Annotated in this window: 15 protein-coding genes; 3 read left to right on the forward strand and 12 right to left on the reverse strand. The window is 35.3% G+C overall.

Annotation, left to right across the window (positions count from 1 at the left end; all coding sequences use genetic code 11):
• Positions 1-5: 5 nt before the first annotated feature.
• The 12 genes from K1X16_RS04590 to K1X16_RS04645 all read right to left on the reverse strand — a co-directional run bounded on the left by K1X16_RS04590 (position 6) and on the right by K1X16_RS04645 (position 19,393).
• Positions 6-287: a DUF427 domain-containing protein gene (locus tag K1X16_RS04590; protein WP_225035204.1), complete on the reverse strand. Its 282-nt coding sequence runs from the start codon at positions 285-287 to the stop codon at positions 6-8.
• A gap of 62 nt (positions 288-349) precedes the next feature.
• Positions 350-1,075, reverse strand: coding sequence for a flavodoxin family protein (locus K1X16_RS04595; protein ID WP_195869967.1), 726 nt, complete (start codon positions 1,073-1,075; stop codon positions 350-352).
• 24 nt (positions 1,076-1,099) lie between these two features.
• Positions 1,100-2,662, reverse strand: a complete 1,563-nt coding sequence (locus tag K1X16_RS04600) for a protein adenylyltransferase SelO (RefSeq protein ID WP_225035205.1) — start codon at positions 2,660-2,662, stop codon at positions 1,100-1,102.
• Positions 2,663-3,049: 387 nt separating this feature from the next.
• Positions 3,050-5,173, reverse strand: a complete 2,124-nt coding sequence (locus K1X16_RS04605) for a glycoside hydrolase family 97 protein (RefSeq protein WP_225035206.1) — start codon at positions 5,171-5,173, stop codon at positions 3,050-3,052.
• A gap of 211 nt (positions 5,174-5,384) precedes the next feature.
• On the reverse strand, positions 5,385-7,061 hold the full coding sequence (locus K1X16_RS04610) for an alpha-amylase family glycosyl hydrolase (RefSeq protein ID WP_225035207.1): 1,677 nt from the start codon (positions 7,059-7,061) through the stop codon (positions 5,385-5,387).
• A gap of 125 nt (positions 7,062-7,186) precedes the next feature.
• Positions 7,187-9,085, reverse strand: coding sequence for an alpha-amylase family glycosyl hydrolase (locus tag K1X16_RS04615; RefSeq protein ID WP_410529985.1), 1,899 nt, complete (start codon positions 9,083-9,085; stop codon positions 7,187-7,189).
• A gap of 61 nt (positions 9,086-9,146) precedes the next feature.
• Complete coding sequence (locus tag K1X16_RS04620) at positions 9,147-11,579, reverse strand: TIM-barrel domain-containing protein (RefSeq protein WP_225035208.1); 2,433 nt, start codon at positions 11,577-11,579, stop codon at positions 9,147-9,149.
• 111 nt (positions 11,580-11,690) lie between these two features.
• Positions 11,691-13,631 (reverse strand): glycoside hydrolase family 13 protein, encoded by a 1,941-nt coding sequence (locus K1X16_RS04625; RefSeq protein ID WP_225035209.1) that lies wholly within the window; start codon positions 13,629-13,631, stop codon positions 11,691-11,693.
• Positions 13,632-13,724: 93 nt separating this feature from the next.
• Entirely contained in the window at positions 13,725-16,031 is a 2,307-nt protein-coding gene (locus tag K1X16_RS04630) for a glycoside hydrolase family 65 protein (protein ID WP_225035210.1), read from the reverse strand.
• A 148-nt stretch (positions 16,032-16,179) separates the two neighbouring features.
• Positions 16,180-16,836: a beta-phosphoglucomutase gene (pgmB, locus tag K1X16_RS04635; protein ID WP_225035211.1), complete on the reverse strand. Its 657-nt coding sequence runs from the start codon at positions 16,834-16,836 to the stop codon at positions 16,180-16,182.
• A gap of 9 nt (positions 16,837-16,845) precedes the next feature.
• Positions 16,846-18,216 (reverse strand): MFS transporter, encoded by a 1,371-nt coding sequence (locus K1X16_RS04640; protein ID WP_225035212.1) that lies wholly within the window; start codon positions 18,214-18,216, stop codon positions 16,846-16,848.
• A 130-nt stretch (positions 18,217-18,346) separates the two neighbouring features.
• A complete protein-coding gene (locus tag K1X16_RS04645) occupies positions 18,347-19,393 on the reverse strand; it encodes a LacI family DNA-binding transcriptional regulator (RefSeq protein WP_225035213.1) in 1,047 nt (348 codons plus the stop codon).
• Between the two features lie 269 nt (positions 19,394-19,662).
• Here K1X16_RS04645 and K1X16_RS04650 point away from each other — a divergent pair, with 269 nt between their 5' ends.
• Genes K1X16_RS04650 through K1X16_RS04660 form a run of 3 tightly spaced genes read left to right on the forward strand, consistent with a single transcriptional unit; the run spans position 19,663 to position 25,354 of the window.
• Positions 19,663-22,560: a SusC/RagA family TonB-linked outer membrane protein gene (locus tag K1X16_RS04650; protein ID WP_225035214.1), complete on the forward strand. Its 2,898-nt coding sequence runs from the start codon at positions 19,663-19,665 to the stop codon at positions 22,558-22,560.
• A 5-nt stretch (positions 22,561-22,565) separates the two neighbouring features.
• Positions 22,566-24,164: a RagB/SusD family nutrient uptake outer membrane protein gene (locus tag K1X16_RS04655; protein WP_195869979.1), complete on the forward strand. Its 1,599-nt coding sequence runs from the start codon at positions 22,566-22,568 to the stop codon at positions 24,162-24,164.
• 11 nt (positions 24,165-24,175) lie between these two features.
• Positions 24,176-25,354 carry a SusE domain-containing protein gene (locus K1X16_RS04660; protein WP_225035215.1) on the forward strand — a complete coding sequence of 393 codons (1,179 nt, stop codon included), beginning with the start codon at positions 24,176-24,178 and terminating at the stop codon, positions 25,352-25,354.
• Positions 25,355-25,361 lie beyond the last annotated feature (7 nt).

Consider the following 25,361-nt stretch of genomic DNA (forward strand, 5'->3'; position numbering starts at 1 on the left):
TAATTTTATTCTTCAATGGTTACACCTCTCCAAAAAGCAACATGGTTTTTAATCCCTTTTGCTAATTCTGATACTTCTGGATAAAACCAAGCAGCATCTTTATTTTCCTTACCATCAACCTCTATCGTATAGTACGACGCTGTGCCTTTCCATGGGCAAACAGAGTTTAAGTCACTTGGTTTAAAAAATTCCTTTTTTATACTTTCGTGAGGAAAATAATGATTTCTTTCTATGACTATCGTGTCATTACTTTCTGCTATGACTTTATTATTCCAAATTGCTTTCATCTTTATTGTTTTTTATATTAAATAGAGGCTTTAATCTTGCTCTATTTATGGCCACTTAATTTTTATCTATATTCCGGATTTTCGAAAGACCAATGAGTACCACTGTCCCACGCTTCACGAGAATTACCGTAATTGCTATATCCTTTATTTTCTTTCAATAGTTTTGCTAAGTGCAATAGATTATACGTCATAAATGTGGTATTTCTATTGGTGAATTCCGAGTCAAAACCTACTGGTGGATTCATAGTTTTATCTTTCCATTCGGTATCACCATAACTTGGTCCTGGTCCTACTTCGCCAATCCATCCACAATCGGCTTGTGGTGGAATAGAATACCCGACATGCTGCAGTGAATACAATATTCCCATGGCACAATGTTTTACGCCGTCTTCATTACCCGTTACCATACATCCTCCTACTTTACCGTAAAACACATATTGGCCTTTATCATTCGTTTCTCCACTCATGGCATACAAACGTTCAATTAGCTTTTGTGCTTCAGACGATTTTTCCCCTAACCAAATTGGTGTTCCTACGATTAAAACATCGGCTTCACTCACTTTTTTATAAATACTTGGCCAGTCGTCTTTCTCCCAACCGTGTTCTGTCATATCTGGATACACTCCTACTGCAACATCATGATCTATAAATCGAACGGTCTCAAAAGACACCTTCTCTTTTTTTAGAATATTCTGAGAGACTTCCATCAGTGTTTCTGTATGACTTTCAGCAGGTGATTTCTTTAAGGTGCAATTGATGTATAATACTTTAAGTTTTGAAAAATCCATAGTTCTGTTTTTTTAAATTAAAAATTAAGAGCTGCAACTCAGCATTGAGCAACCGACTTTGTACCGTGCCCACTCGGGGCGTTTGGCAAACCATTTCTCGTGCTTTGGTTGCTCATCGTAAGGTTTTTTTAATACTTCAAATAATTCATCTATCAAACCATAATCGCCCTCATCCGCTTTATCGATCGCTAACTGCGCCATATAATTTCTAAGCACATATTTAGGGTTAACAGCATTCATGTTTTTTTGACGTTCGGAATCTGTAATTGTTTCCTTCTGCAAGCGTTGGTCGTAAGCTTTGAACCAAACTTTCCATTGCTTTAAATTATCTTTTATAATTTCTTCTGGCTTATAAAATGCATTTTCAATAATGTCTATACCATGGTCTGGATTATCTTTTTTGTAACTCGCTAATAATCGGAATGCTATCGTCATATCGGTTTCAGACAACACTAAACAATCTTCAAAATTTTGTATCAGTTTCGCATCGTCTTCAAGTTCAACTTGTAAGCCTAATTTAGAACGCATCATGTCGAGGGATTGCTTTTCAAAATCAGTCTGGTACTGATTTAAAATCGTTTCAAAAGGCTCGGCTTCTTCAACCAGTGGATAAAGGGCATTGGCGAGCTGCAGCAAATTCCAAAGTCCGATGTTAGGTTGATTACCAAAACGGTAGCGTTTATTCTGTTTGTCTGTAGTGTTTGGCGTCCACCCAAAATCAAAATCTTCGAGCCAACCATAAGGACCATAGTCTATGGTTAAGCCCAAAATAGACATATTATCTGTATTCATTACGCCATGCACAAAACCAACGCGTTGCCAATGGATAATCATATCTAACGTACGTTGTGTCACCGCTTCAAAAAACTTGATATAGGTGTCTTTTGAAGGGTTACCCAATTCTGGATAAAAATATTTTATGGTATAATCGGTTAGCTTTTGAAGATTTTTAATATCATTTCGAGCCGCAAACAATTCGAAATTTCCAAAACGAATAAAATTTGGTGCAACTCGAGCAACGATAGCTCCTTTTTCGTAATCGGCATTACCGTTATAAAGCATATCGCGTAGCACGTCATCGCCCGACAACATTAAACTCAGCGCTCTTGTAGTGGGTACACCCAAATGATACATAGCTTCACTACATAAATACTCCCGAATGGAAGAGCGTAAAACCGCCAATCCATCGCCTTGTCTTGAATAGGGTGTTTCACCAGAACCTTTTAGTTGAATGGCCCAACGTTTATTTTCGTGTTCAACTTCAAACAAATTAATCGCTCTTCCGTCGCCTAATTGTCCGGCCCAATTCCCAAACTGATGACCTGCATAAGCCATGGCATATGGTTTTGTTTTTGGGTAAATTTTAGAACCAGAAAAAATCTCTAAAAAATCGTTTGATTTTATAGCCTCGTCATCTAAACCAATGGCATTTACCATTTCCTTTGAAGCATGAACTAATTTTGGGCTAGATGGAATTCTGGGATTCACATAAGAATGCGTGGCTTCAGATACTTGCCGCCTGTTATTTTCGGTATTAGCATCTGATGGTAGTTCCGTATTAAATGTGTTTTTTATGTTTAGCTGCATTGATTTAATCAGGCATTTGAGTCGTTATTATCGAGGTATCATATTAGCACTGTAATAAACCATTTATTATTACAATTGTTTATAAATATACAATTTCATTTTAACTCATATGCCAGACAATTGATAGCAGACTATAATTATTTAAGCAATAGCCACTAATCAAAATAAGCCAGCCCTTATATCTTAAACCGATGATATTGGGCTGGCTTACTTCTTAAACTGGTTGCGTTTTTCTTTTTTAGTGAATTTTAAACTATTAATACACTAAGAGTAGGTTTCGACTGCGCTCAACCTGACATTGAGGTTAAATTCTGAACCTTAGTTAAAACCGTTTACGAGGCTCTTCTGTAATTCACACTTTTTTAAAATTCAATCACTAGCTTGCAGTTACTTTTTAATAAAACTCATGGCAAATCCTCCACCTTCGGCTAATTTGACACTTAACTTAGAACCCTTTTTAATTGCTATACTTTCAATAGTAATATCTAAAGGATTATCGTCCCAATGCGCATTGTCGCCATCTTTATAAATTATAACCTCGTAATCTTGATTGTCTTCTAAAAAATCAAAATTTAAGTCTACCGTTCTAGCGTTTTCATCGGTGATGCCACCAACAAACCAGTTTCCTGTTTCTCTCTCTTTTCTGGCAATGGTGACATAATCGCCAACAACTCCATTTAAAACTTTAGTGGTTTCCCAATCCACACCGACATCTTTTATAAACTGAAGTGGCTCCGGATTCGCTTCGTAGTGTTCTACCAAATCGGCAGCCATTTGTACCGGACTATAAATCACCACATACAAGGCCAATTGTTGCGCAATTGTAGTATTGACTTGATTGTCTTTTTTATATTCATCAAATTTAATATTGAAAATACCTGGCGTAAAATCTATTGGCCCAGATAACATCCTCGTAAATGCTACGATTGGCAAATGCTCTGGAGGATTACCACCATCGGTAGCCCAAGCATTAAATTCTTGTCCTCTTAAGCCTTCACGAGAAATTGTATTTGGATACGTTCGTCTTAATCCGGTGCCTTTAATAGGTTCGTGCGCGTTAATCGCGACTTCGTATTTGGCGGCTTTTTCAACCGTATTGTTGTAATGATTTACCATATATTGACCATGATGGTATTCTCCTTTTGGAAGAATCTTTCCTACATAGCCTGTTTTTACCGTATGCATACCGTATTTCTGCATTAATGCGAAGGCTGTATCTTGTTGTTTGGTGTACGTTTCTGTTGCGGCAGACGTTTCATGATGCATAATAATATCAACACCTTTTTCTTTTCCGTAACGGACTACTTCATCAATATCATAATCTGGATAGGTGGTTACAAAATCAAATACACCTTCACGGTCTTCAAAACCAATCCAATGTTCCCAACCGGTATTCCAACCTTCCACCAAAACACCACCGATGTTGTTTTTAGCTGAAAAATCAATAAAATTCTTTACGTTTTCTGTGGTTGCTCCATGAGTACCGTTTGATTGCCCGCCATCAGTCCACGTACTCATATCTTGTGTCATTCCGTAATCCCAAGAGGATTTCCCTAAGTGCATTTCCCACCAAATCCCCGTATATTTCATTGGTTTAAACCAAGATACATCTCCAAGTTTATTTGGTTCGTTTAAATTAACGATCAACTTAGATTCAATTAAATCTGGGGCATTATCTGTTATTTGAATGGTTCTCCATGGTGTATGAAACGGCATGGTTCGTTTCACTTTGTAATCCGTGTTTTCTGAACCGACTAAATTACTTACCAAGTTTAAATTTTCATTGTCTACTTTCAACGTCATACCCGAATAATCGACCAATGCCGCTTCATGAAAACTTAAATGTGTTCCATCGCTTCCAACCATAGTGACTGGCGTATTTACGGCATTTTCTGGAATATAAGTTTGGGCTAAATTCTCGTGATTAGCGAATTGTAAAGCATCAATTTCAGATAGCTTTGTGGTATTATATAAATGCTCGTAAATATCCCAATCTCCAGGAATCCAAAAGGTGTTATAATCTTCTGTTAAGTTGAATTCCGTGTGTTCTTCGGTTATAAAAACATCGCCTTTTAATTGGTCTTGCTCTGGGAATTCGTATCTAAACCCAATGCCGTCATCATAAGCTTTAAAAACAATATTTAGAAACCGTTCTGGACTCGTTTTTTCCTGAAGTTCAATCTTTAACTCGTTATAATTATTGACCACATCTAACTGTTCTCCCCAAGGCATTTGCCAAGTTTCATTAAAGGTTGATGTGCTCGTGTTTTTAATTATAAAGTTTTTATTAAACGCCGCAGCATCTTTAAAATCAAAACCTAAATACGAGGTATCAACAACGGTTTTGTTGTTGAATTTCACTGTATAAAAAGGTCGTCCTTCATTATTGATGTTGAAATCAATCACCACTTTTTCATCTGGTGATTTAATTTCTGTGATTTGTTGTTTTTCTGAATTGCATGAGAATAATGACAATGCAATTGCGAGTATTATATATTTTGACTTCTTCATAATCATTTATTTTACTATTAAAATTTACACCCCTAAAGTCCCCTCAAGGGGACAATCTTTCGATTCATCTTAGTCCATTGTCCACTTGATGATTAACAAAATGAGAATATACTTTCATGATGATACCGAGCGTAGTTCATTAGGGTCTTCATTCAACTTTCGATACCTGCGAGGTTTTCAAAACCTGCGAGACCAAAGGTCTGTAATTAATTTATTCTTTCTCTAATAATACAACTTCAAAATTGGAATTTATAGTTACAGTTCCATTTTCTACGGTTGCTGTTTCCCCTGAATACGCATCACGAAGCATTACTCTTTCTTGAAAAACTTTAGAGACATCAATTACTTTTTTACCTTTTTCAAGATCTAAACCTATAACAACTTTATCTTTAAAATCTTCGTTTTCGTAGCTTCTATAAAAGTAATACGGTTCTTCAGTTATCATTTGATGCGTTCCTGCACCAATTGAAGGATGCTTAGCTCTAAATTGACCTAATTTTTGCCAATGCGTCAAGACTTCCTTTGTTCTTTTTCGTTTGGCTATAGAATCCCAATTCATAAATGAGCGTAAAGTGGCATCTCCTTCTGTACCTTCAACAACTAAAGATCTTGCAGATTCATCACCATAATACACTTGAGATGTTCCTGGTGATAACAATAATTTATTAGCAGTTTCAAATGGTTTTTTTCTTTGCGCGTCAAAAGGTTGACCATCATCATGAGAACTTAGGTAATTCACGGTTCCGAATCCTTTCAATTCATCATGTAGAATAGCATCGTAATGCGTAAATAAATCTTCATAATCGTTATCTTTTGAATTGTATTTGAACTCAAAATTGATTAAACTTTGAAAACTTGGTGGATCAAAATAATTGACCTTTCTGTCTCCGAAATCGAACTCCTGACCTGTACTAACCCCATAATTGTAAACTTCGCCAAGCAGATAAAAATTGTTATCATCTAAAACTAGTTCAGGATTATTCTTTTTGTATTTGGCAAATGCAAAATCACATTCTACTTTAAATTCTGTCCAAACATATTCTTCCACATGCTTTACAGTATCCACACGATAACCATCCACACCAAATTCTGTGATGTAATCCGTGAGCCATTTCATAATGTAAAAACGAGGTGCTCTTGGGTGACCCGTACGCTCGAAAAATTCGTCGAGCTCTTTAACTTCTTCTTCATAACGTCCTTCTGCTTTCCATTTTTCTATTAATTGTGGTGGTAAATCTACATTGTCGTTACTTTCTGTTCTAATGTCTGGAAGATTAGCAACCAACGTACAGTTAACCGTATTTTCATAATTATCATAAGAACATTGTTTATCTGTTCTTACCCATTCTTCTGGCCAAACAGGATCTTTTTCTGTTACTGGTCCTGTATGGTTGATAACCGCATCTAAAACAATTCTAATCCCTTTAGCATGGGCTTCTTTTACTAATTCGTGTAGATCTTCTTTAGTTCCAAAATTAGGATCAATCTTTGTCCAGTCTTTGGTCCAATAGCCATGAAAACCATACGTAACACCTGTGCCTTCATCGGTTCCTCCATGAATTTGCTCAACAATTGGTGTCATCCAAATGGCGTTGATTCCCAAATCTGTAAAATAGCCTTCTTTTACTTTTTTGGTGATGCCTTTTATGTCACCTCCTTTGAAACCTCTTAACTTGGCTGTTTCTTTAGTTCTATCGAAGTTGATGTCGTTTGAAGGGTCAGCATTATTAAAACGATCGGTTAATAAGAAGTAAAGGTTTGCCCCTTCCCAAATAAAAGGTGTTTCTATAGGCTGCGCTGTTTCTACAGCAGCAATTTTGTTTTCCGTGTCCTTATTTTTGCAGCTCAAAATGATTAGGATTAGGGTTAATAAAATTAGTTTCTTCATGTGTTTTTATTATTACTTCTCGATACAAATTTGTTCATGCTTCACAAATTCACTCGAAGTGACGGTTATTAATTGCTTTTAAGACCTGCTAGGTTTTAGAAACCTGACAGGTCTGTTGCGATTAACTATTTTTCTTCAATTTTTAAAATAAACGACTCTAAGGGTTGGATATCAATTCTCACTTCGGCTTTACCATTTTCAACTTTTAACGTCGAAGTGTACTTATTGTACAACTGGTCTTTTACGGTGTATTCGCCTTCTTCTAGTTTTAGTTTTTCTACCAAATCTTCTGGCAGTTGCAACTCAAATCCATAGGTATTATCGGCATTGAAATTTGAAATAACAAGCAGTTTCTCGTCTTCGCTCCAACGTGCAAAAGACAAAACTTTATCATTATACCATTCTGTATGCTCTTGATTATACCTTTGTAAATCTTGATAATCTTCCATTAAAGCAGGACTATTAATAGTGAAATTTAAAAGGCGTTTATAAAAATCACGAAGCGTTTTTTCTTCTGTTGTAGATTGTCCGCCATCGAATTTTTTATCATTAACCCAACGCACTACACTAGGTACGCTTCCATAGTCGAAAATAGATGTACGTGTTGGGTCGCCAAACCCTAAATCTTCTGTTGCTGGCTCTCCGAATTCCTGTCCGAAATAAATCATTGTTGGTGCGGTGGAAGATGTTGCTGAAACGACCATAGCAGGTTTTCCTTTGTCTGCACTTCCTGCAAAATCTGGACTTGCAATACGTTGCTCATCGTGGTTTTCGAGAAAATGAAGCATGTGGTGTTCAATATCACGCAATTCGTTTAGAATTGGTGGAATATTATTGGTACTTCCATGACCCTGCATCACGTGTTTTAAGGTATCGTACAACTGAACTTTGTCATACAAGTAATCCATTTTTCCTTTTTGGATATAATCGCGGTATAAACTCGGATTATAAACCTCTGCTAATAAAAACGCCTCAGGATTCTGCATTTTTACATGCGAATTCATATAACTCCAAAATTCTACTGGTACCATTTCTGCCATATCATAACGGAATCCATCGACTCCTTTTTCGGTCCAGTACAAAGCGATATCTTTAAATTTCACCCAAGAACTTGGTACGGTTTTATCTTTCCAAAACTCAAAATGTTTCTTGTAATCTTCATTCTCAAATCCGCTTGGAAGTTCATCAAAATCTTTTCTACCCTCTGGTGAAACACCGTAATTCACTTTAACAGTTTCATACCAATCATTCATATCGGGTTGCGATGCTCTTGATCCGTTTCCTGTCCATTTTGCTGGAATTTCTTCAAACTTACTATCTGCCATTGGGTGTTGTTCGCCTCCTAAAGGCTGGTAACCATGTTTCCATTCTGGCACTTTAAAACCCTCTCCTGGATTGTAATAGAAATTATTATTAACGTCGTAGGTTTTTGTTTTATCATCTTCAGCTCCAAAATCTGAAGTCCCTTCAGGATTGGTTAAACTTTGATAATTTCGAGCCACGTGATTGGGAACGATATCGATAATCACTTTTAAACCGGCTTTGTGTGAACGCTCAATTAGCTCTTCAAATTCTTGTAATCTATTTTCAACATTAACGGCTAAATCTGGATTTACATTATAATAATCCTTTACTGCGTAAGGAGAACCAGCACGACCTTTTACGATGTCTGGATCATCGTTTGAAATCCCAAATTCGGTATAATCTGTAATGACATCGTGATGTGGCACTCCTGTGTACCAAATATGCGTCACACCTAAATCTTTGATTTCGTTTAAGGCTTTATCTGTAAAATCATTGAACTTACCAACACCATTTTCTTCAAGTGTTCCCCAAGATTTGTTGGTGGTATTTGTGTTTCCGAATAAACGTGTAAATACTTGATAAACGACTTCCTTTTTCTTCATGTTTTGTTTTATTTCTTCACTTCGAATGTGCTCAGTGACCGTTTCATTCGATTCGTTTTTGCAAGATAACATAGTAAATGTCACCAATGCAATTATGAGTATTTTATAGTTTTTCATTTTTTTATAAATATGAGATTTCTCGTCGTTCATGCTTCACTCTGTCGAAATGACAACAACATTATCCTTTTAGTTTGATTTTGATTTCTTTTTCGGTTGAAGCTTTCCATGTGATAGGAACATTTAAAGTTTTGGTTTCTGAGTTCCATTTTACTTCAACTTTTTTACCGTCTACTTTAATATACTTAGGTGTATCCTGAATGTTATGGACTATTAATTCGATTGATTTATCCGGTAAAGTAAATCTTGGACCGTCTTTTGCGTCTAACTTAAATTTTAAATTAGAGCCTTTATATTCAGCTTCAAATTCCATTAATTGATAATTTCCATTCTGAATAGTGTTTGTGCTGTTTCCATTATCACTATAAAATTCACTCATATTCTCAGTTGCACTTTTATCAAAATAATAATGTAAATCAAAACTGTCACTATCATAATTTGATGTCGTTTGCATCGATTTAGCCATTGGAATAAAAGCACCTGACCTCACATACGTTGGAATTGAATTTTCTTTTAATTGAACCGTTTTAGTTTGTCCACCTTCAATTTTCTCATTGGTATAAAAATCGAACCACACATTATCCTTTGGAAAATACACCTCTTGTTCTGTTTTACCAGCTTCTAAAACTGGTGACACCAAAATATCATTTCCCCATAAATAGGTTTTTGAGTACGTAAACAATTCAGGATTATCAGATTCCTCAAAAAACAATGGTCGCATTAAGGGCTTACCGAATTGGTTATTTTCATAAACCAAATTGTAATTATAGGGCAATAATTTGTAACGTAATTCAATGGCTTCTTTAGCTAAAGCTTTCGCTTTTTCACTTCTGAAGACTGGCTCGCTTGGTACATCTTCTTGCGCGTGTGGTCTAAATATAGGGTTGAAAACACCATATTGCAACCAACGTACATATAACTCATCATCGAGATTATCCCCTGCGAATCCTCCTAAATCAGAATGCATATATGCCAAACCTTGCATGCCCATTTGTAGGGCAATTTCAGGTTGACTTTGTAAGCCTCCCCAAGTTCTGTTAACATCACCAGACCACGGAATCATGCCGTAACGTTGTGAACCAGAATAACCTGCTCGCATTAAAATGAAGGGTCTTGTATTTGGAAAATCGCGTTCATAACCTTCATAGACTAATCTTGCCCAATCGTGACCGTAAGTATTATGAACTTCATTGGCCGAACCTGTGTGATGCTGTACCCAATTTGGATGAACTTCCGGCTCTCCTAAATCTCCCCAAAATCCTGCAACGCCTATGTTAGCTAATCCTTTGTAGATGTCCCAAAACCATTTTTCGCCTTCCGGTTTGTAAATATCTATGAGTCCGGTGTTGCCAAAATAGAAATCGTATTTGGCTGGATTTCCAATAGAGTCCTTAGCTAATACGTCTTTTTCTACAGCTTCATCCCATTTTTTAGACGTTGTTAAAACAAAAGGTTCGGTAATAGTGATGGTTTTTACACCTTTAGTATTGAGACGTTTTACCATGCCTTCAAAATCTGGAAAGGAATCTCTAAAGACTTCCAAATTTCCCATGGTGCCTTTTAGGGCTTTTCCGAACCAATATAAATCGAGAATAATCGCATCAACCGGGATGTCTTCGTCTTTGAATTTATCGATGGTCATTTCTACTTCTTCCTGAGAATGATACCCAAAACGACTCGAAAAATTACCCAAAGCCCAACGTGGTAACATGGGTTGTTTTCCAGTTAAATCGGTATAATTATCCATCATGTCCATCCAAGAATCACCAACAATCACTTGATAGGTTTTTCTTCCTGACACTGTTTCGTAGGTTAAAGTATTATCGCCTTTGCTATCTAAATCTAGGTAGCCGACTGGTGCATTATCAAAGTGAATCATGTATTTATGAGACGACAAGACTATTGGCATCGTATAATTCATTAATTCACTATGCGTTTCGTAACCGTAATGAGCTCTGTTATACAATGGCAGACGGTTTCCTCTTCGATTCATACCCAAAGCTCTGGCTCCTCCTCCATACAGTATTTCGTCTTTAGTGAGATTGAATTCTATTTTTTCCGTGGAATCAGCTACAATGTTGCCTTTTACCATTTCCATGGGTTGGTGTTCACTTTTATAATAGCCTCGTTTTTCGGATGTGATGAGTTTGTCTTTGTAGTAGTAGGATATTTGGAAAGGGCTTTTGGTGATTTTAACTTTTAAGTCATCGGTAATAATCATAGCCGATTTTTCATCTTCAACTAACAATGAATATTCAATATTGGATTCTAAAACTACGGCGTGCGAATTAGAGTTTTTAACTTCCTTTTTTGGAAGAAAGGTTGTTTCTATGATTTCAGAAGAGTAACGTGAAATTATATATTTACCGTCATTTACGTTTATTTCAAAATGGGTGTTTTTATCTTCAATATTTTTAAAAACACGCTCAAAATTTTGAGCCGTTATTGAAACCGTAAATAATAGACTTATGATTAAGAAAATATTTTTTTTCATATTTAGTTTTTATACCTACAAGGTTTTTGATTCCGATAGCTATCGGAACTTGCAGGATTTTTTTAATTGGGGCATTTAGACCTGCTAGGTTTAAAAAACCTGCAAGGTCTTTTAAAATTTCGTGGTCAGTATTAAGCTCCCTTTAGTGTTCAACTTTAAACTATTATTCCAAATTTTGTTCTCTCCTGAAGTGATATTTTTCAAAGATTTTCCATTGAGTCCTAATTCTTCAAATCGTGATAAATCCAATTCTTGTGGACTTTCATTTTTATTGATGATATGTACAACGGTTTCACTGTCTGAAATTCTCGCCAAGACATATATTCCGTTTTCCGGTGAGAAATGTTTGGTTTTACCATTGTGAATCGCCTCACTTGTTTTTCTATAATTTAGAACTTGCTTCAAAAATGACTGCATGTCTTTTTGTTCTACTGATAACCCTTCGCCTGTAAAAGCATTAACCGAATCACCATGCCATCCACCAGGAAAATCAGTTCTTATTAATCCATGATCTCCAGGATTGTCAAAATCATCCATCAAGATTTCTGTGCCGTAATATATTTGTGGAATTCTTGGTAGCATCAGTAAATAACTTAAAGCCATTTTGGTGTTTGTAACATCACCATTAAATTCTGTAAACACACGACTCTTATCATGGTTATCTAAAAATGCCATAATACCTTTTGGCGATGTGTATGCGAAATCATTGGCTAAACCTTCGTACATTTTTACGAGGCCTTGGTCCCAAGATTCTTCTTCATTTAGTGCATCAACAATATGCTTTTGCATGGCAAAATCCATAGTCGATTTTAAGTTAGACTCGTAACCATCTTTATTTTTTTTACCGTCTTGCCAATAGCCAATGAGCAACGGGTTATAACTCCACTCTTCTCCTACTATAGAAAAATTAGGGTATTCATTCATAATCGCACCTGCCCAATTGCTCATAAATGCTTTATCAGGATATGGATATGTATCTTGACGAATGCCTCCTAAACCTAAGGTTTCTACCCACCAAATACTATTTTGAATAATATAGTTCGCCATAAATTGGTTACGCTGATTTAAATCTGGCATACTAGACACAAACCAGCCATCTGCCATTTCTTTATGGTCTATTTTAGACGCATAAGGATCTTGATTTGTAGTCCGTCTATGGTTTGATGTTTTAGTCACCTTCCAATCCCAATTGTCAATATTTTCTTCATAATTCTCTTGGTCGTTAACCCAATCATTAAACGGTAAATCTTCCATCCACCAATGGTATAATCCACAATGATTAGCCACTTGATCCATGATAAGTTTCATATCGCGTGACCTTAATTTATCTGATAATTTTCGGTACTCTTCTAATGTTCCAAAACGTGGATCTACTCTGTAAAAATCAGTCATGGCGTAACCATGATACGAACCTCTTGGCATATCATTAATTAAAACAGGACATGGCCAAACAGCTGTGAATCCCAAATCTTCAATATAATCTAAGTGGTCCGTGATGCCTTGTATATCACCTCCATGTCTGGCGTAGTCATCAGCTCTATCAATGCCTTGTTGCAATAATCCGTTAACCTCATCATTATTAGGATTGGCATTTGCGAAACGGTCTGGTGTAATAAGGTAAATAGCATCCGAACTATCGAAACCAATATAGTCTTCTGCAGATTTCTCTCTTGACTTTAACTCGTAAGTTTGAAGTAATTCTGAATCATTTTCAAATTGAAATTTAATATTGAATTTTCCTGCTTTAGCTGTTTCAGAAACCACGACATCTAAAAAGAGATAATTAGGACTGTCTGCTTGATGTGATTTTTTTAAGCTAACTCCTGCGTATGAAATTTTTGCTGTCGCTTTCCCAATATTAGGATGCTTTACTAGTAATTGTACGTCTTGATTTTTGAAACCAATCCACCAATTTGGTGGCTCTACTTTTTCAATATCATTTCTGATTTCTGTAATAGTTTCAGGAACTATTTTCTCTTCTAAAGTGGTTTCTTTACATGAAAACACACTGACAACCATTAGAATTAAAAAGATTTGTTTTAGTGTTTTCATCGTGCTTTTAATAGTTTTTTTTAGACCTAGTAGGTTTTAGAAACCTACTAGGTCTTTTTTTTTGAAAAACCTGACAGGAAAATCTATATTCAATTAAACGGTAATCAAATCAGTAGGACTAATCATAACCGATTTACCATTTACTAAAATCTCTAAATCTTTATCGCCTTCTAATTCAAATCGCGTTTCATTTTGGTTGACACTCACTTTAATAATCTGATGTCTAAAGTTCACTTTAAATGAATAGCCTTCCCATTGTTCAGGAATTTTAGGTTCAAAAGATAAGGTGTCGTTTTTAACACGCATACCACCAAAACCTTCTACAATACTCATCCAAGTTCCAGCCATAGAAGTAATATGTAAACCTTCGTGCACTTCATGATTATAGTCATCTAAATCTAAACGTGATGTTCTTAAGTAAAAGGTATAAGCCTGATCCATTCGGTCTAACTTAGCTGCTTGAATACTGTGTACACAAGGCGACAACGAACTTTCGTGAACTGTAAAAGGTTCGTAAAAATCGAAATGGCGCTCTAATTCTTCGTTTGTAAATTGATCTTCGAAGAAATACATGCCTTGCAATAAATCGGCTTGCTTAATATATGGTGAACGTAAGATTCTATCCCAAGACCATTTTTGATTAATTGGGCGTTGCAACTTGTCTAAATCTTCAACCGTAATTAATTCCTTATCTAAAAATCCATCTTGTTGAAGATATACATTATGCGCTTCAGAATATGGGAAATACATATTATCAGCTACTTCTTTCCAAAGTGCTAATTCATCGTCTGTAATTTTTGTTTTACCAGAAATTCTTGCAAAATCATCACTATGCCCTTCTTTTACTTTTTCTATGGTTTCCAACGTGTAGTTAATACACCATTTAGCAATATAGTTAGTGTACCAATTATTGTTGATGTTGTTTTCGTATTCATTTGGCCCTGTAACACCTAAAATAACATACTTATTTTGTTGGGTTGAAAAATTAGCTCTTTGATGCCAAAAACGTGCAATACCAATTAAAACTTCGAGACCCATTTCTGGAATGTAACTAAAGTCGCCTGTATATCTGTAATAATTAAAAATAGCAAAAGCAATAGCTCCATTTCTATGGATTTCCTCAAAAGTAATTTCCCATTCGTTATGGCATTCTTCACCATTCATGGTTACCATAGGATACAATGCAGCTCCATTTGTAAAACCTAATTTTTCGGCATTTTCAATGGCTTTTTGTAAGTGATTATGCCTGTAAGCTAATAGCTTTCTAGCGACACTCTGATCTTTGGTGGCCATATAAAACGGAATACAATAGGCTTCTGTATCCCAATATGTACTTCCTCCGTATTTTTCACCCGTAAATCCTTTTGGACCAATATTTAATGTTTCATCGGTTCCTAAATAGGTTTGATTAAGGTGAAAAATATTAAAGCGGATACCTTGTTGTGCTTTTACATCACCTTCAATAGTGATATCTGCCATGTCCCAAATTTGAGCCCAAGCCTGTTTCTGATCTTCTAAAAGCTGAGTGAATCCAGCTGTTGTTGCTGTGTGTAATGCTGTTTTTGCTGCTGCAACTAATTTATTTTCATCATGAGATCGGTCTACTGTATAACCACCAAACTTATGTATTGTAAATGTTTCATTTTGTTTGATAGACTGCTTGTAAGTAAAACTGATTTTACTATCCGTTTTAACAGCTTTTGGTTGCAACTCTAATTTTTTGTCATTCACAAAACATTCCGATTGCATAAACGTACAGGTATGAAAATTAGTTTTCATGGTTTGTGCCTCTATGAATGCCTGATTGTTTTCTACTGTTACGTTTGAAATATTCCAAAACGCATCATCCCAATTAGAATCTTCATTGGTAATACCAGCATCAATATATGGTGTAATGACAAGGTCTGCATTAGAATTTAGAGGTGTAACCGAATATTCTATGGCCCCAACTTCATCTAAATCTAAGCTCAAAAAACGTTTGGTTTCCACTTGTAATTCCACATCGTTTTGAAGTGTTATTTTAAAACTTCTGGACAACCAACCTTCTTTCATGTTCAACTCTCTTCTAAAGTTTTCTACTTTTTTACTTGCGAATAAATCGAGAGGATCATTGTTAATTTTTATATCGATGCCAATCCAACTCGGTGCATTTAATACTTTCGCAAAATATTCTGGATAGCCATTTTTCCACCAACCTACTCTGGTTTTATCTGGATAGTATACTCCAGCGATATAGCTACCTTGAAAGGTTGGCCCTGAATACTGTTCTTCAAAATTTGCACGTTGTCCCATGGCACCATTTCCGATGCTGAACAAACTTTCTGAAGCTTTAACCTGATTGGGGTCGAAACCTTCTTCTAAAATTGACCAATTGTTTGGGATGATGTAATCTAGGTTCATATATTTTTAGATGTTAGAAAATAGAATAAAGATCACTACGTTGTTAGACCTAAGTGTCTTTCTATTAATCTTATTATTTTTTATAATTTAATTTCAAACAGTCTAATATCTAAGACATTTCGACTGCGCTCAATGTGACAAATTGTTTCTAATTATTAATTAAAGATTTTATAAAATCGTCTGAGATTTCTGTAAAATCATTGAATACGTAGTTTGCATGTCCTAATACGTCTTTGCTTCCGATTCCTATAGAAATCATATGAGCAGTATTAGCTGCAGTTACTCCAGCAACTGAATCTTCAAAAACAATACAGTCTTCTGGTTTTATGTTAATTTGGTCAGCCGCTATTAAAAACACTTCTGGATCTGGTTTTGCTTTTGAGACATCATTACCGTCTACAATCGCATTGAAACTAGATTTTAGATTAACACGCTCTAAAATGGTTCTCGCATTTTTACTTGCAGAACCTAAGCTAATTGGCTGATCTAATGCTTCCAACAGCTTTAAAACTCTTGGCACGTCTGGCAAGATTTCACTCTCATCCATTTCTGCGATATAGCTTAAATACTCTTCGTTTTTATCGCCCATGAGTTTATCAAAAAGATCTTGGCTAATGGTTTTATTTCCCCAAGCCAATATTTTTTCTAATGAACGAACGCGGCTAACGCCTTTGAGTTGTTCGTTTTCTTCTTCGGTAAAATTGATATCTAAACTTTTAGCAAGCTGTTGCCATGCTAAAAAGTGATATTTTGCGGTATCTACAATGACACCATCGAGATCGAATATGAATCCTTTTTTGTTCATTTTAATATTTTATTCTGTAGGTTGATATGAAATTGCTCCTTTATCCGTAATCAAGAAATTACAAAATCCAGCAATGATTAAACTTATACCTGCAATTGTCATTGCGTGGATAGCTTCTTCGCCTAAAAGACCAGAAATGAAATTGATACCTCCAAGTGCTGCTATAATTTGAGGAATTACAATAAACATGTTGAAAATACCCATAAACATGCCCATTTTTTTAGGGTCTACTGAACTGGACAACATTGCATACGGCATAGATAAAATACTTCCCCAAGCAATACCGATTAACATGAAGCAATATTTAAGTTGTTCAGGTGAAACGACCATCATTAAAAGAAATCCTGCTCCTCCTATAAATAAGGACAACATGTGAACATATTTTCTATTGATATTTCGTTTTGATGTATAAAACACGAATAACAATGCAAATGCCATAGAAGATAAGCCGTATACTCCCATAGCTGAACCAACTAAATTTGAAGATTTTTGAAATGCTGTATTTTCAATAGCAAACGCTTCTTGACCTTCAACGGTAGTCATATCATAATTAGCTTCAATTGGTGCAGGCATTTTATAAACGTGCTCTGTTAATGCTGGATTTGCCATACTCCACATAGTAAAAAAGGCAAACCAACTAAAAAATTGAATAACACCTAACTTCTTCATCGTAGAAGGCATGTTTCCTATATTATCTACAATATCTGAAACAAAACTACTTTTTTGTGCTTTTTCTCTTTCAAACTCTTCCATATCCTCTGGAGGATATTCTGAGGTTGTAAAAACCGTATAGAGAATACTTATGAGGAACACAAATGCTCCTATAGCAAAAGCAACTTTAACTGAGTTTGGTACGACTCCTAAATCAGCAGCATCACTAACTCCCATTTGTGAAACGAGCCAAGGCAAATTACTAGCGACCCAAGTTCCGATTCCTATTATTAAAGTTTGCATTACAAAACCGTAAGTTCTTTGAGATTCATCTAATTTATCAGCTACTAAAGCTCTAAAAGGCTCCATTGATACATTAATTGAAGCATCGAGAATCCATAGAAAACCGGCTGCAATCCATAAAGCTGGAGAGTAAGGCACAAAGAATAAAGCAATGGAACTCATTATAGCTCCAATTAAGAAATAAGGTCGTCGACGTCCAAAACGTGAATGCCAAGTTCTGTCACTCATATAACCGATAATCGGTTGCACAAGTAAACCAGTTAGTGGTGCGGCAATCCACAACAATGGAATATCGCTCTTATCTGCACCAAGTGTTTGGAAAATTCGTGACATAAAGCCACCTTGTAAAGCAAAACCGAATTGAATTCCCAAAAACCCGAAACTCATGTTCCAAATTTCCCAGAATCCGAGAATGCGCTTTTTCATGAAATAGTATATTAGAGTTAATACTATTCTGACAAGCTTAGCTTATCAAAACTTATGTGAGAAGTGAAAATATAAGTTTTGAATATGGCGTAAAGATATAAAAGATTTTAAAACGACAATAATATTTTTTTTATTTAGTGGATTCTCGCTCAACTAAATCGGTGGCAATAACCACAGTATGAAACTCTTCGTCTGCAGAATTAACTTCGCTCTCTAATTTGTCTATTAATAGTTGCGCTGCTTTCTCCCCCATTTGTTGTGCATGCTGGCTAACCGTAGTTAGGCTTGGTGTTGCATGCTTTGACAAAACTCCATCTGTGAAGCCAATGACCTGTACATCATTAGGCACATTTAACCCTAATTTCCTAGCGACTTTCATAGCTGTTAAGGCGTACAACTCGTTCACTGCAAATACACCATCAATTTTTTTATTCGCTTTAAAAAGCTGTTCTATTTCAGCTTCTAACGCGTCTAAATGAACCTCATAATCTACGGTATCATCTATTTTTAGTATTAGTTTAGACTCTGCTAAAATGTTATTTTCATTTAGTGCATCAAGATACCCTTGAGTTCTTAATTTACCAACACTCACATAGTCTGGTGTACTTATTAAAGCAATGGATTTACATTTATTTTCAATTAATTTTTCAACGGCATTTTTTGCCCCATTAAAGTCATCTACAATAACTTTATCGCATTTAATTTCCGAAACTACTCTATCAAACATAACAACGGGCATCCCTTGGCTCATCGTTTCATTAAAATGATGGTAATCTTGTTGTTGCAGTGTTTCTTTAGACATAGATAATATAAATCCATCTATACTACCATTAGCAAGCATTTCCATATTAATCACCTCTTTAGAAAAGGACTCGTTAGAGAGACCAATAATAACATTATACCCTCTTTTATTAGCTACCAACTCTGCACCTCGTATCACTTCTGAGAAAAAGTGATGAACAATTTCTGGTATAATAATACCAATGGTATTCGTTCGTCGGTTTTTTAGACTTAATGCAATATTATTAGGCCTATAGTTATAGAGTTTTGCAAAAGCTTGGATTTTTTGTTTTGTATCATCACTAATTTCAGCACTATTTCGCAATGCTTTAGATACTGTAGAAATAGATACATCGAGTTCTCTAGCAATTTGTTTTAAGGTAATTTTTCTCTTCATAATTGATGCAAATATGGAACGAATATAAGTGAATATTTAGATTCAAAATTTAGGACTTCATAATTTTCTCTCATATTTATTGAAAAAAGCACAGATTTTCATAATTATACTGATAATTCTACCAATAATTAAAAAGTTCTTAACACGAAAACGTTTGCGTGACTTTCGTCATGTAAATATAACGTTAAATCAAGTTAATTTTACATAGATTTAACCCGAGAAGTGAAAATATAAATCAAATAACTAAGCAATTAACTTAAATAATTTGTATGAAAACAATTTTAAATGCTTTACTATTCTGTCTCATTATTTTGCCAACGACCTTGATGGCACAATCTACCGTTACTGGTACTGTTACAGACAAAGCAAACGCCATGCCTTTACCTGGTGTAAATGTTATTATTAAAGGGACTGCCAGAGGAACCGCTACAGATTTCGATGGCAAATATTCATTAGAAGTAAATCAAGGTGAAATTATTGTTTACTCTTATGTTGGTTATACACCACAAGAAATTGAGTTTACCGGTCAATCTAATATAGATGTTGCCATAGAGGAAGATGCTTCTCAATTAGAGGAAGTTATCCTTATTGGTTATGGTACAACCACTAAAAAAGATGCGACAGGTTCTGTGGACGCCGTAACATCGAAAGATTTTACACGTGGAAACATTGTAACACCTGAGAACTTATTAAGTGGTCGTGTTGCCGGTGTAACCGTTAATACAAGTGGTGCTCCAGGATCTGGATCAGAAATTAAAATTAGAGGTGGTTCTTCAATAAATGCATCTAATAATCCGTTAATAGTAATTGATGGATTGCCTATTACAAATGATAACGTAGGAGGTTCTAGAGGTGTTTTAGCAAGTATTAATCCTAACGACATTGATTCTTTTACCGTTTTAAAAGATGCTTCAGCAACTGCTATTTACGGTTCAAGAGCCTCTAATGGTGTCATTATTATTGTCACTAAAAAAGGTCGATCGGAATTCAGTGTAGATTATGATGTACAATACACCTTAGGAGATATTGACGAGCAAATTGAAGTATTTTCTGCAGATGAATTTAGAGCACAAGTAATCGCTCAAAATTTACCAAATAATTTCATCTCTCAATTAGGAGATGCCAACACGGATTGGCAAGATGAAATTTTCAGAAAAACAGTTTCAGTAAATCACAATGTTACTGTAAGAGGTTCTTTATTTAATGCTATACCAGCACGTTTCTCTTTTGGAGTTACAGAGCAAGAAGGTGCGATATTAACGTCTGAATTTGATAGACGAAACTTGTCGTTATCATTAAATCCAACATTTTTTGATAATCACCTTAAAGTGAACTTAAACACAAACCTATCTTACGAGGATAATAGATTTGGTGATTCCGGACAAATTGGAGCTGCATTGAGGTACGACCCAACACAACCGGTTTATGATCCTTCATCACCTTTCGGAGGTTTTTACCAACACAGAAACGGTAATACACTTTTATTAGGAGGTTCAAACCCTGTAGCAGCATTGTTACAAACTAATAATATTGGAGATTCTGAACGTTTCTATGGTAATATTAATTTTGACTATAAATTCCATTTCTTACCAGAGATGAAATTTGTATTAAACTTAGGGTATGATAAAACTGAAGGTGTTTCTCGTAATAACTCTATATATGCAACAAATGATCCTATTAAAGGCAATAGATCATTTAGTTTCCAAGAAAGAACTAACCAATCTTTAGATGGTTTCTTAAATTATAATAAGAAGTTTGGTACTATTAATACTGATTTAACTGCAGGTTATTCTTACCAAAGATTTACTAATGAAGGTCATTTCACAGGAAACCAAAGAGATCCAAATAGTTTTGGTGATACGTTTGCAGATCCAGACATTGTGTTAATTGGATTTTTTGGAAGAGCTAATCTTACGGTTGCCGAAAAATACTTAATGACACTAACGTACAGAAGAGATGGAACATCGCGATTTAGTGAAGACAACAGATGGGGAGATTTCTACGCTGGTGCTTTTGCATGGAAGTTAAGCGATGAGGATTTCCTTAAAGATTCTAAAACAATATCGAACTTAAAATTAAGAGTTGGTTATGGTATTACAGGTCAGCAAGAGATTGGTGAACGCGATTTATTTTTAAGTCGTTACCAAGCCGGTTCAATTAATTCTCAATATCAATTTGGAAATGGTGTTGTATCGTCTTTAATTCCTTCAGAAATTAATCCTGATTTAAAGTGGGAAGAGACAAAAACCTTAGAAGTCGGTATTGACTATGGCTTATTCGATGAGTATGTTACTGGTAGTTTAAACGTTTTCCAGAAAGATTCAGAAGACTTATTATTTAACGCACCTGTACCAGATGGTAGTAACTTCTCTAACAGTATTGTTCAAAATATTGGAAACCTTAGAATTCAAGGTTTGGAATTTACACTTAATACAGATGTGATAAGAAAAGAAGATTTTAACTTAAATTTCAACTTCAATGCTACACTTCTAGATAGAGAAATCACAGAATTAGCCTTTGGCCAAGATGTTACAACTGGAGGTATTGCAGGTGGAACAGGAAACTTTATTCAATTATTTAGAGAAGGTGAATCACCAAACTCTTTCTACGTGTTTAAACAATTAAGAGATACACAGGGCAATTATATTGAAGGTGCTTACGTAGATTTAAATGGAGATAACATCATAAATGATGAAGATCGTTACCTTAAAGAAAACCCAGATGCAGATGTTATCTTTGGATTTCAAACGAATTTAGAATACAAAGGTTTTGATTTTTCATTTAACTTAAGAGCTAACATCGGAAACTACGTTTATAATAATGTAAATTCTGCTCGTGCACAATTTGATTTATTACGTAGTGATGCTGTATTAGGAAATATTCCAACATCCGTTTTAGATACTAATTTTCAAACCACATCTGATGTCATCCTTTCTGATGTTTATATTGAAAATGCATCATTCTTAAAAATGGATAACATTACGTTAGGATATACATTTAAAGACTTATCAAAATTTATAAAATCAGTAAGACTTTGGGGAGGTATTCAAAATGTATTTACTATTACAGAATACAGTGGTTTAGACCCAGAAGTATTTAACGGAATTGATAATACAATTTACCCTAGACCAAGAAACATATTAATTGGTGCTAATTTTAAATTTTAACAACTATGAAAAGAATAATTAAAAACATTAGTGTCATTGCTGTATTAATGGTGTTTACATTGACGTCTTGTACCGACGACTTAAATATTACACCAAATGACGACGACACATTATTAGGTGCTGATCTTTACGAAGATGAAGCGGCTTACGAACGTGTAATTGCTGGTGTATACGCAAACCTTGCCTTAACGGGAACTTTTGGTCCAGAATCTTCTAACATTGAAGGTATTGATGCTGGTACTAGTCAGTTTGGACGTGTATTATTATATCTGCAAACATTAACAGCAGACCAAATGATTTGGTCTTACGAAAATGATCCAGGAACTAGAGAACTTCAACGTAATATTTGGACCGCTCAAAATCCTATGATTTTAGGAATGTACAGTAGAACACATTTAACGATTTCACTTGCCAATAACTTTTTAAGAGAAACAACAGCAGATAAATTAGACGCTAGAAGTGTCTCAGAAAGTGTACGTGCAGATATCGTAGAATACCGTGCAGAAGCGAGATTATTAAGAGCATTATCTTACTATTATATGATGGATCTCTTCGGAAAAGCTAACTTTGGAACAGAAGCAGATGCCATAAACACAGTTTTACCTGTTGTAGAACGCGCTGAGCTTTTTCAATTTATTGAGAGTGAATTATTAGATATCGAATCTGATTTAGTAGATGCTGGTCAGAACCAATACGGTAGAGCAGATAAAGGTGTGGCTTACATGATTCTTGCTAAAATATATCTAAATGCTGAAGTTTATACAGGTACACCAAGATATTCAGATTGTTTAAATTACTGCCAACAATTATTAAATTCTGGTTATGTTTTAGCTTCAGAATACAAAAATAATTTTCAAGCTGATAACAACCTAAATTCTGCAAACGGAGAAATTATTTTCCCTATTATTTCAGATGGTGTAACAATTCAAAACTACGGTCCTACAACTGTTATGATTAATGGTTCAGTTGGAAGCCTTGAAGTTAATGGTGCCGAAGTTGGTGTATCAGAAGCTGCTTGGGGAGGAGCTATTAGAGTTAGAAAAGAATTTGCGCAACTATGGGAAGGTGGAGATTTTATCGATGATGACAGAAACACAATCATTTCTGCTGATAGACCTATTGGTATAACAGATATATCTGACCAAAGTCAAGGTTACATTATTCAAAAATATTCAAATTTAAGCTCTGATGGTGTTCCTGGTGCAGACCAAACATTTGTCGATACCGATTTTCCATTATTTAGATTAGCTGATGTACATTTAATGTATGCCGAAGCACATCTTAGAGGTGGCGGCGGAACAATCTCTGAAGCGGTTAACTTAGTTAACGATTTAAGAGCTCGTGCCAATAATCCTAATACCATTTCTGCAGGAGAATTAACGCTACCATTTATATTAGATGAAAGATCTAGAGAATTACATTGGGAAGCACACAGAAGACAAGATTTAATTCGTTTCGGATTATTTACTGGTGGAAATTATAATTGGGCATGGAAAGGAAACGGTAGTAATGGTATTGCTATACCGTCACATTTAAACCTTTTTCCAATACCAAATTTAAGTATGTCTTCTAATCCTAACCTTACTCAAAACCCTGGATACTAAAAAATAAAGCAATGAAAAACATATTAAAATTTAAAGTTGTACTATTAACGGTGTTTACACTCGGATTCCTTGTGAATTCTTGTGAAGATGACACTTCAGTATTTACAGCTACAGAAACGGAAGCCATCACACTTGCCGAGCTTCCTATTACAGTGATAGAATTAGATGATACAAATCCTGGCAATCCTGCAATAACATTTAATTGGAATGAAGCAGATTACGGACAACAAGCATCAGAAAATTATGCTGTCATTTTTGCGACTGATGATGCATTTACGAACCCTGTGGTCGCTACGACTATTACCGGATCTACATCGGCAACCCTATCGGTTAACGAATTAAATTCTTCGGCTAGTGCTGCAGGTTTACCACCTTTTATGTTTAATACTTTGTATGCTAAGGTAGAAAGTTCAATAGGAACTCAAAATGGACTTCCTGTGAGTTCAAATATTATTAGTTTTCAAATTCAACCGTTCTACAACTATACCTTAAAAGATTTTTATATCGTTGGAAATGCTTTAGATATAGACGGTAACGGTGTGTGGGAAGATCCAGATTGGAACAATAACAGTAATAACCCACCACTATTTAGGAATGCGATTAACACTAATTTATATACTTATACTGGATATTTCGGTACCGGAAGTGGAGGTTTTGACCAGGGGCGTTTTAAAATTTTAGGAGAGCGAGGACAGTGGCAACCACAATGGGGAGTTACGGATAATGAAGGTAGCGACACTAAACAAGAGTCTGGAAATATTGCAGGAAACCCAACGACACAAGATGGTGATCCGGGACGATTTGGAGTAGAGACCGATGGTTATTATACGTTTACCATTAATTTCTCTAGACCAACTGACGCACCTCATTATACGTTTTCAAGCTTTGACGTGAGTGGTGCAACAGATTATACAAGCATAGCTATAGAAGGAGATGCTTTATCTGGAGAAAATGTAGAAATGACACAATCTAACGCAGATCCACATATTTGGAATATAACTAACGTCAACCTTCAGACCGGCGATTTACAATTTGTAACCAATACAGGATCTACTTGGGGAGGAGACACATCGTTCTCTGGTGTTGCGACTGACGGAGGCGGATCAATTCCTGTCATCGTTCAAGATGATTATGAGGTTTGGTTTAACGACTTAACTGGAGATTATATATTAATCCCACTTAACTTATAAAAAATAA

Origin of the sequence: Winogradskyella sp. SM1960 (assembly GCF_020179375.1) — a bacterium.
In the GTDB taxonomy this organism is placed as follows: Bacteria; Bacteroidota; Bacteroidia; order Flavobacteriales; family Flavobacteriaceae; genus Winogradskyella; species Winogradskyella marina.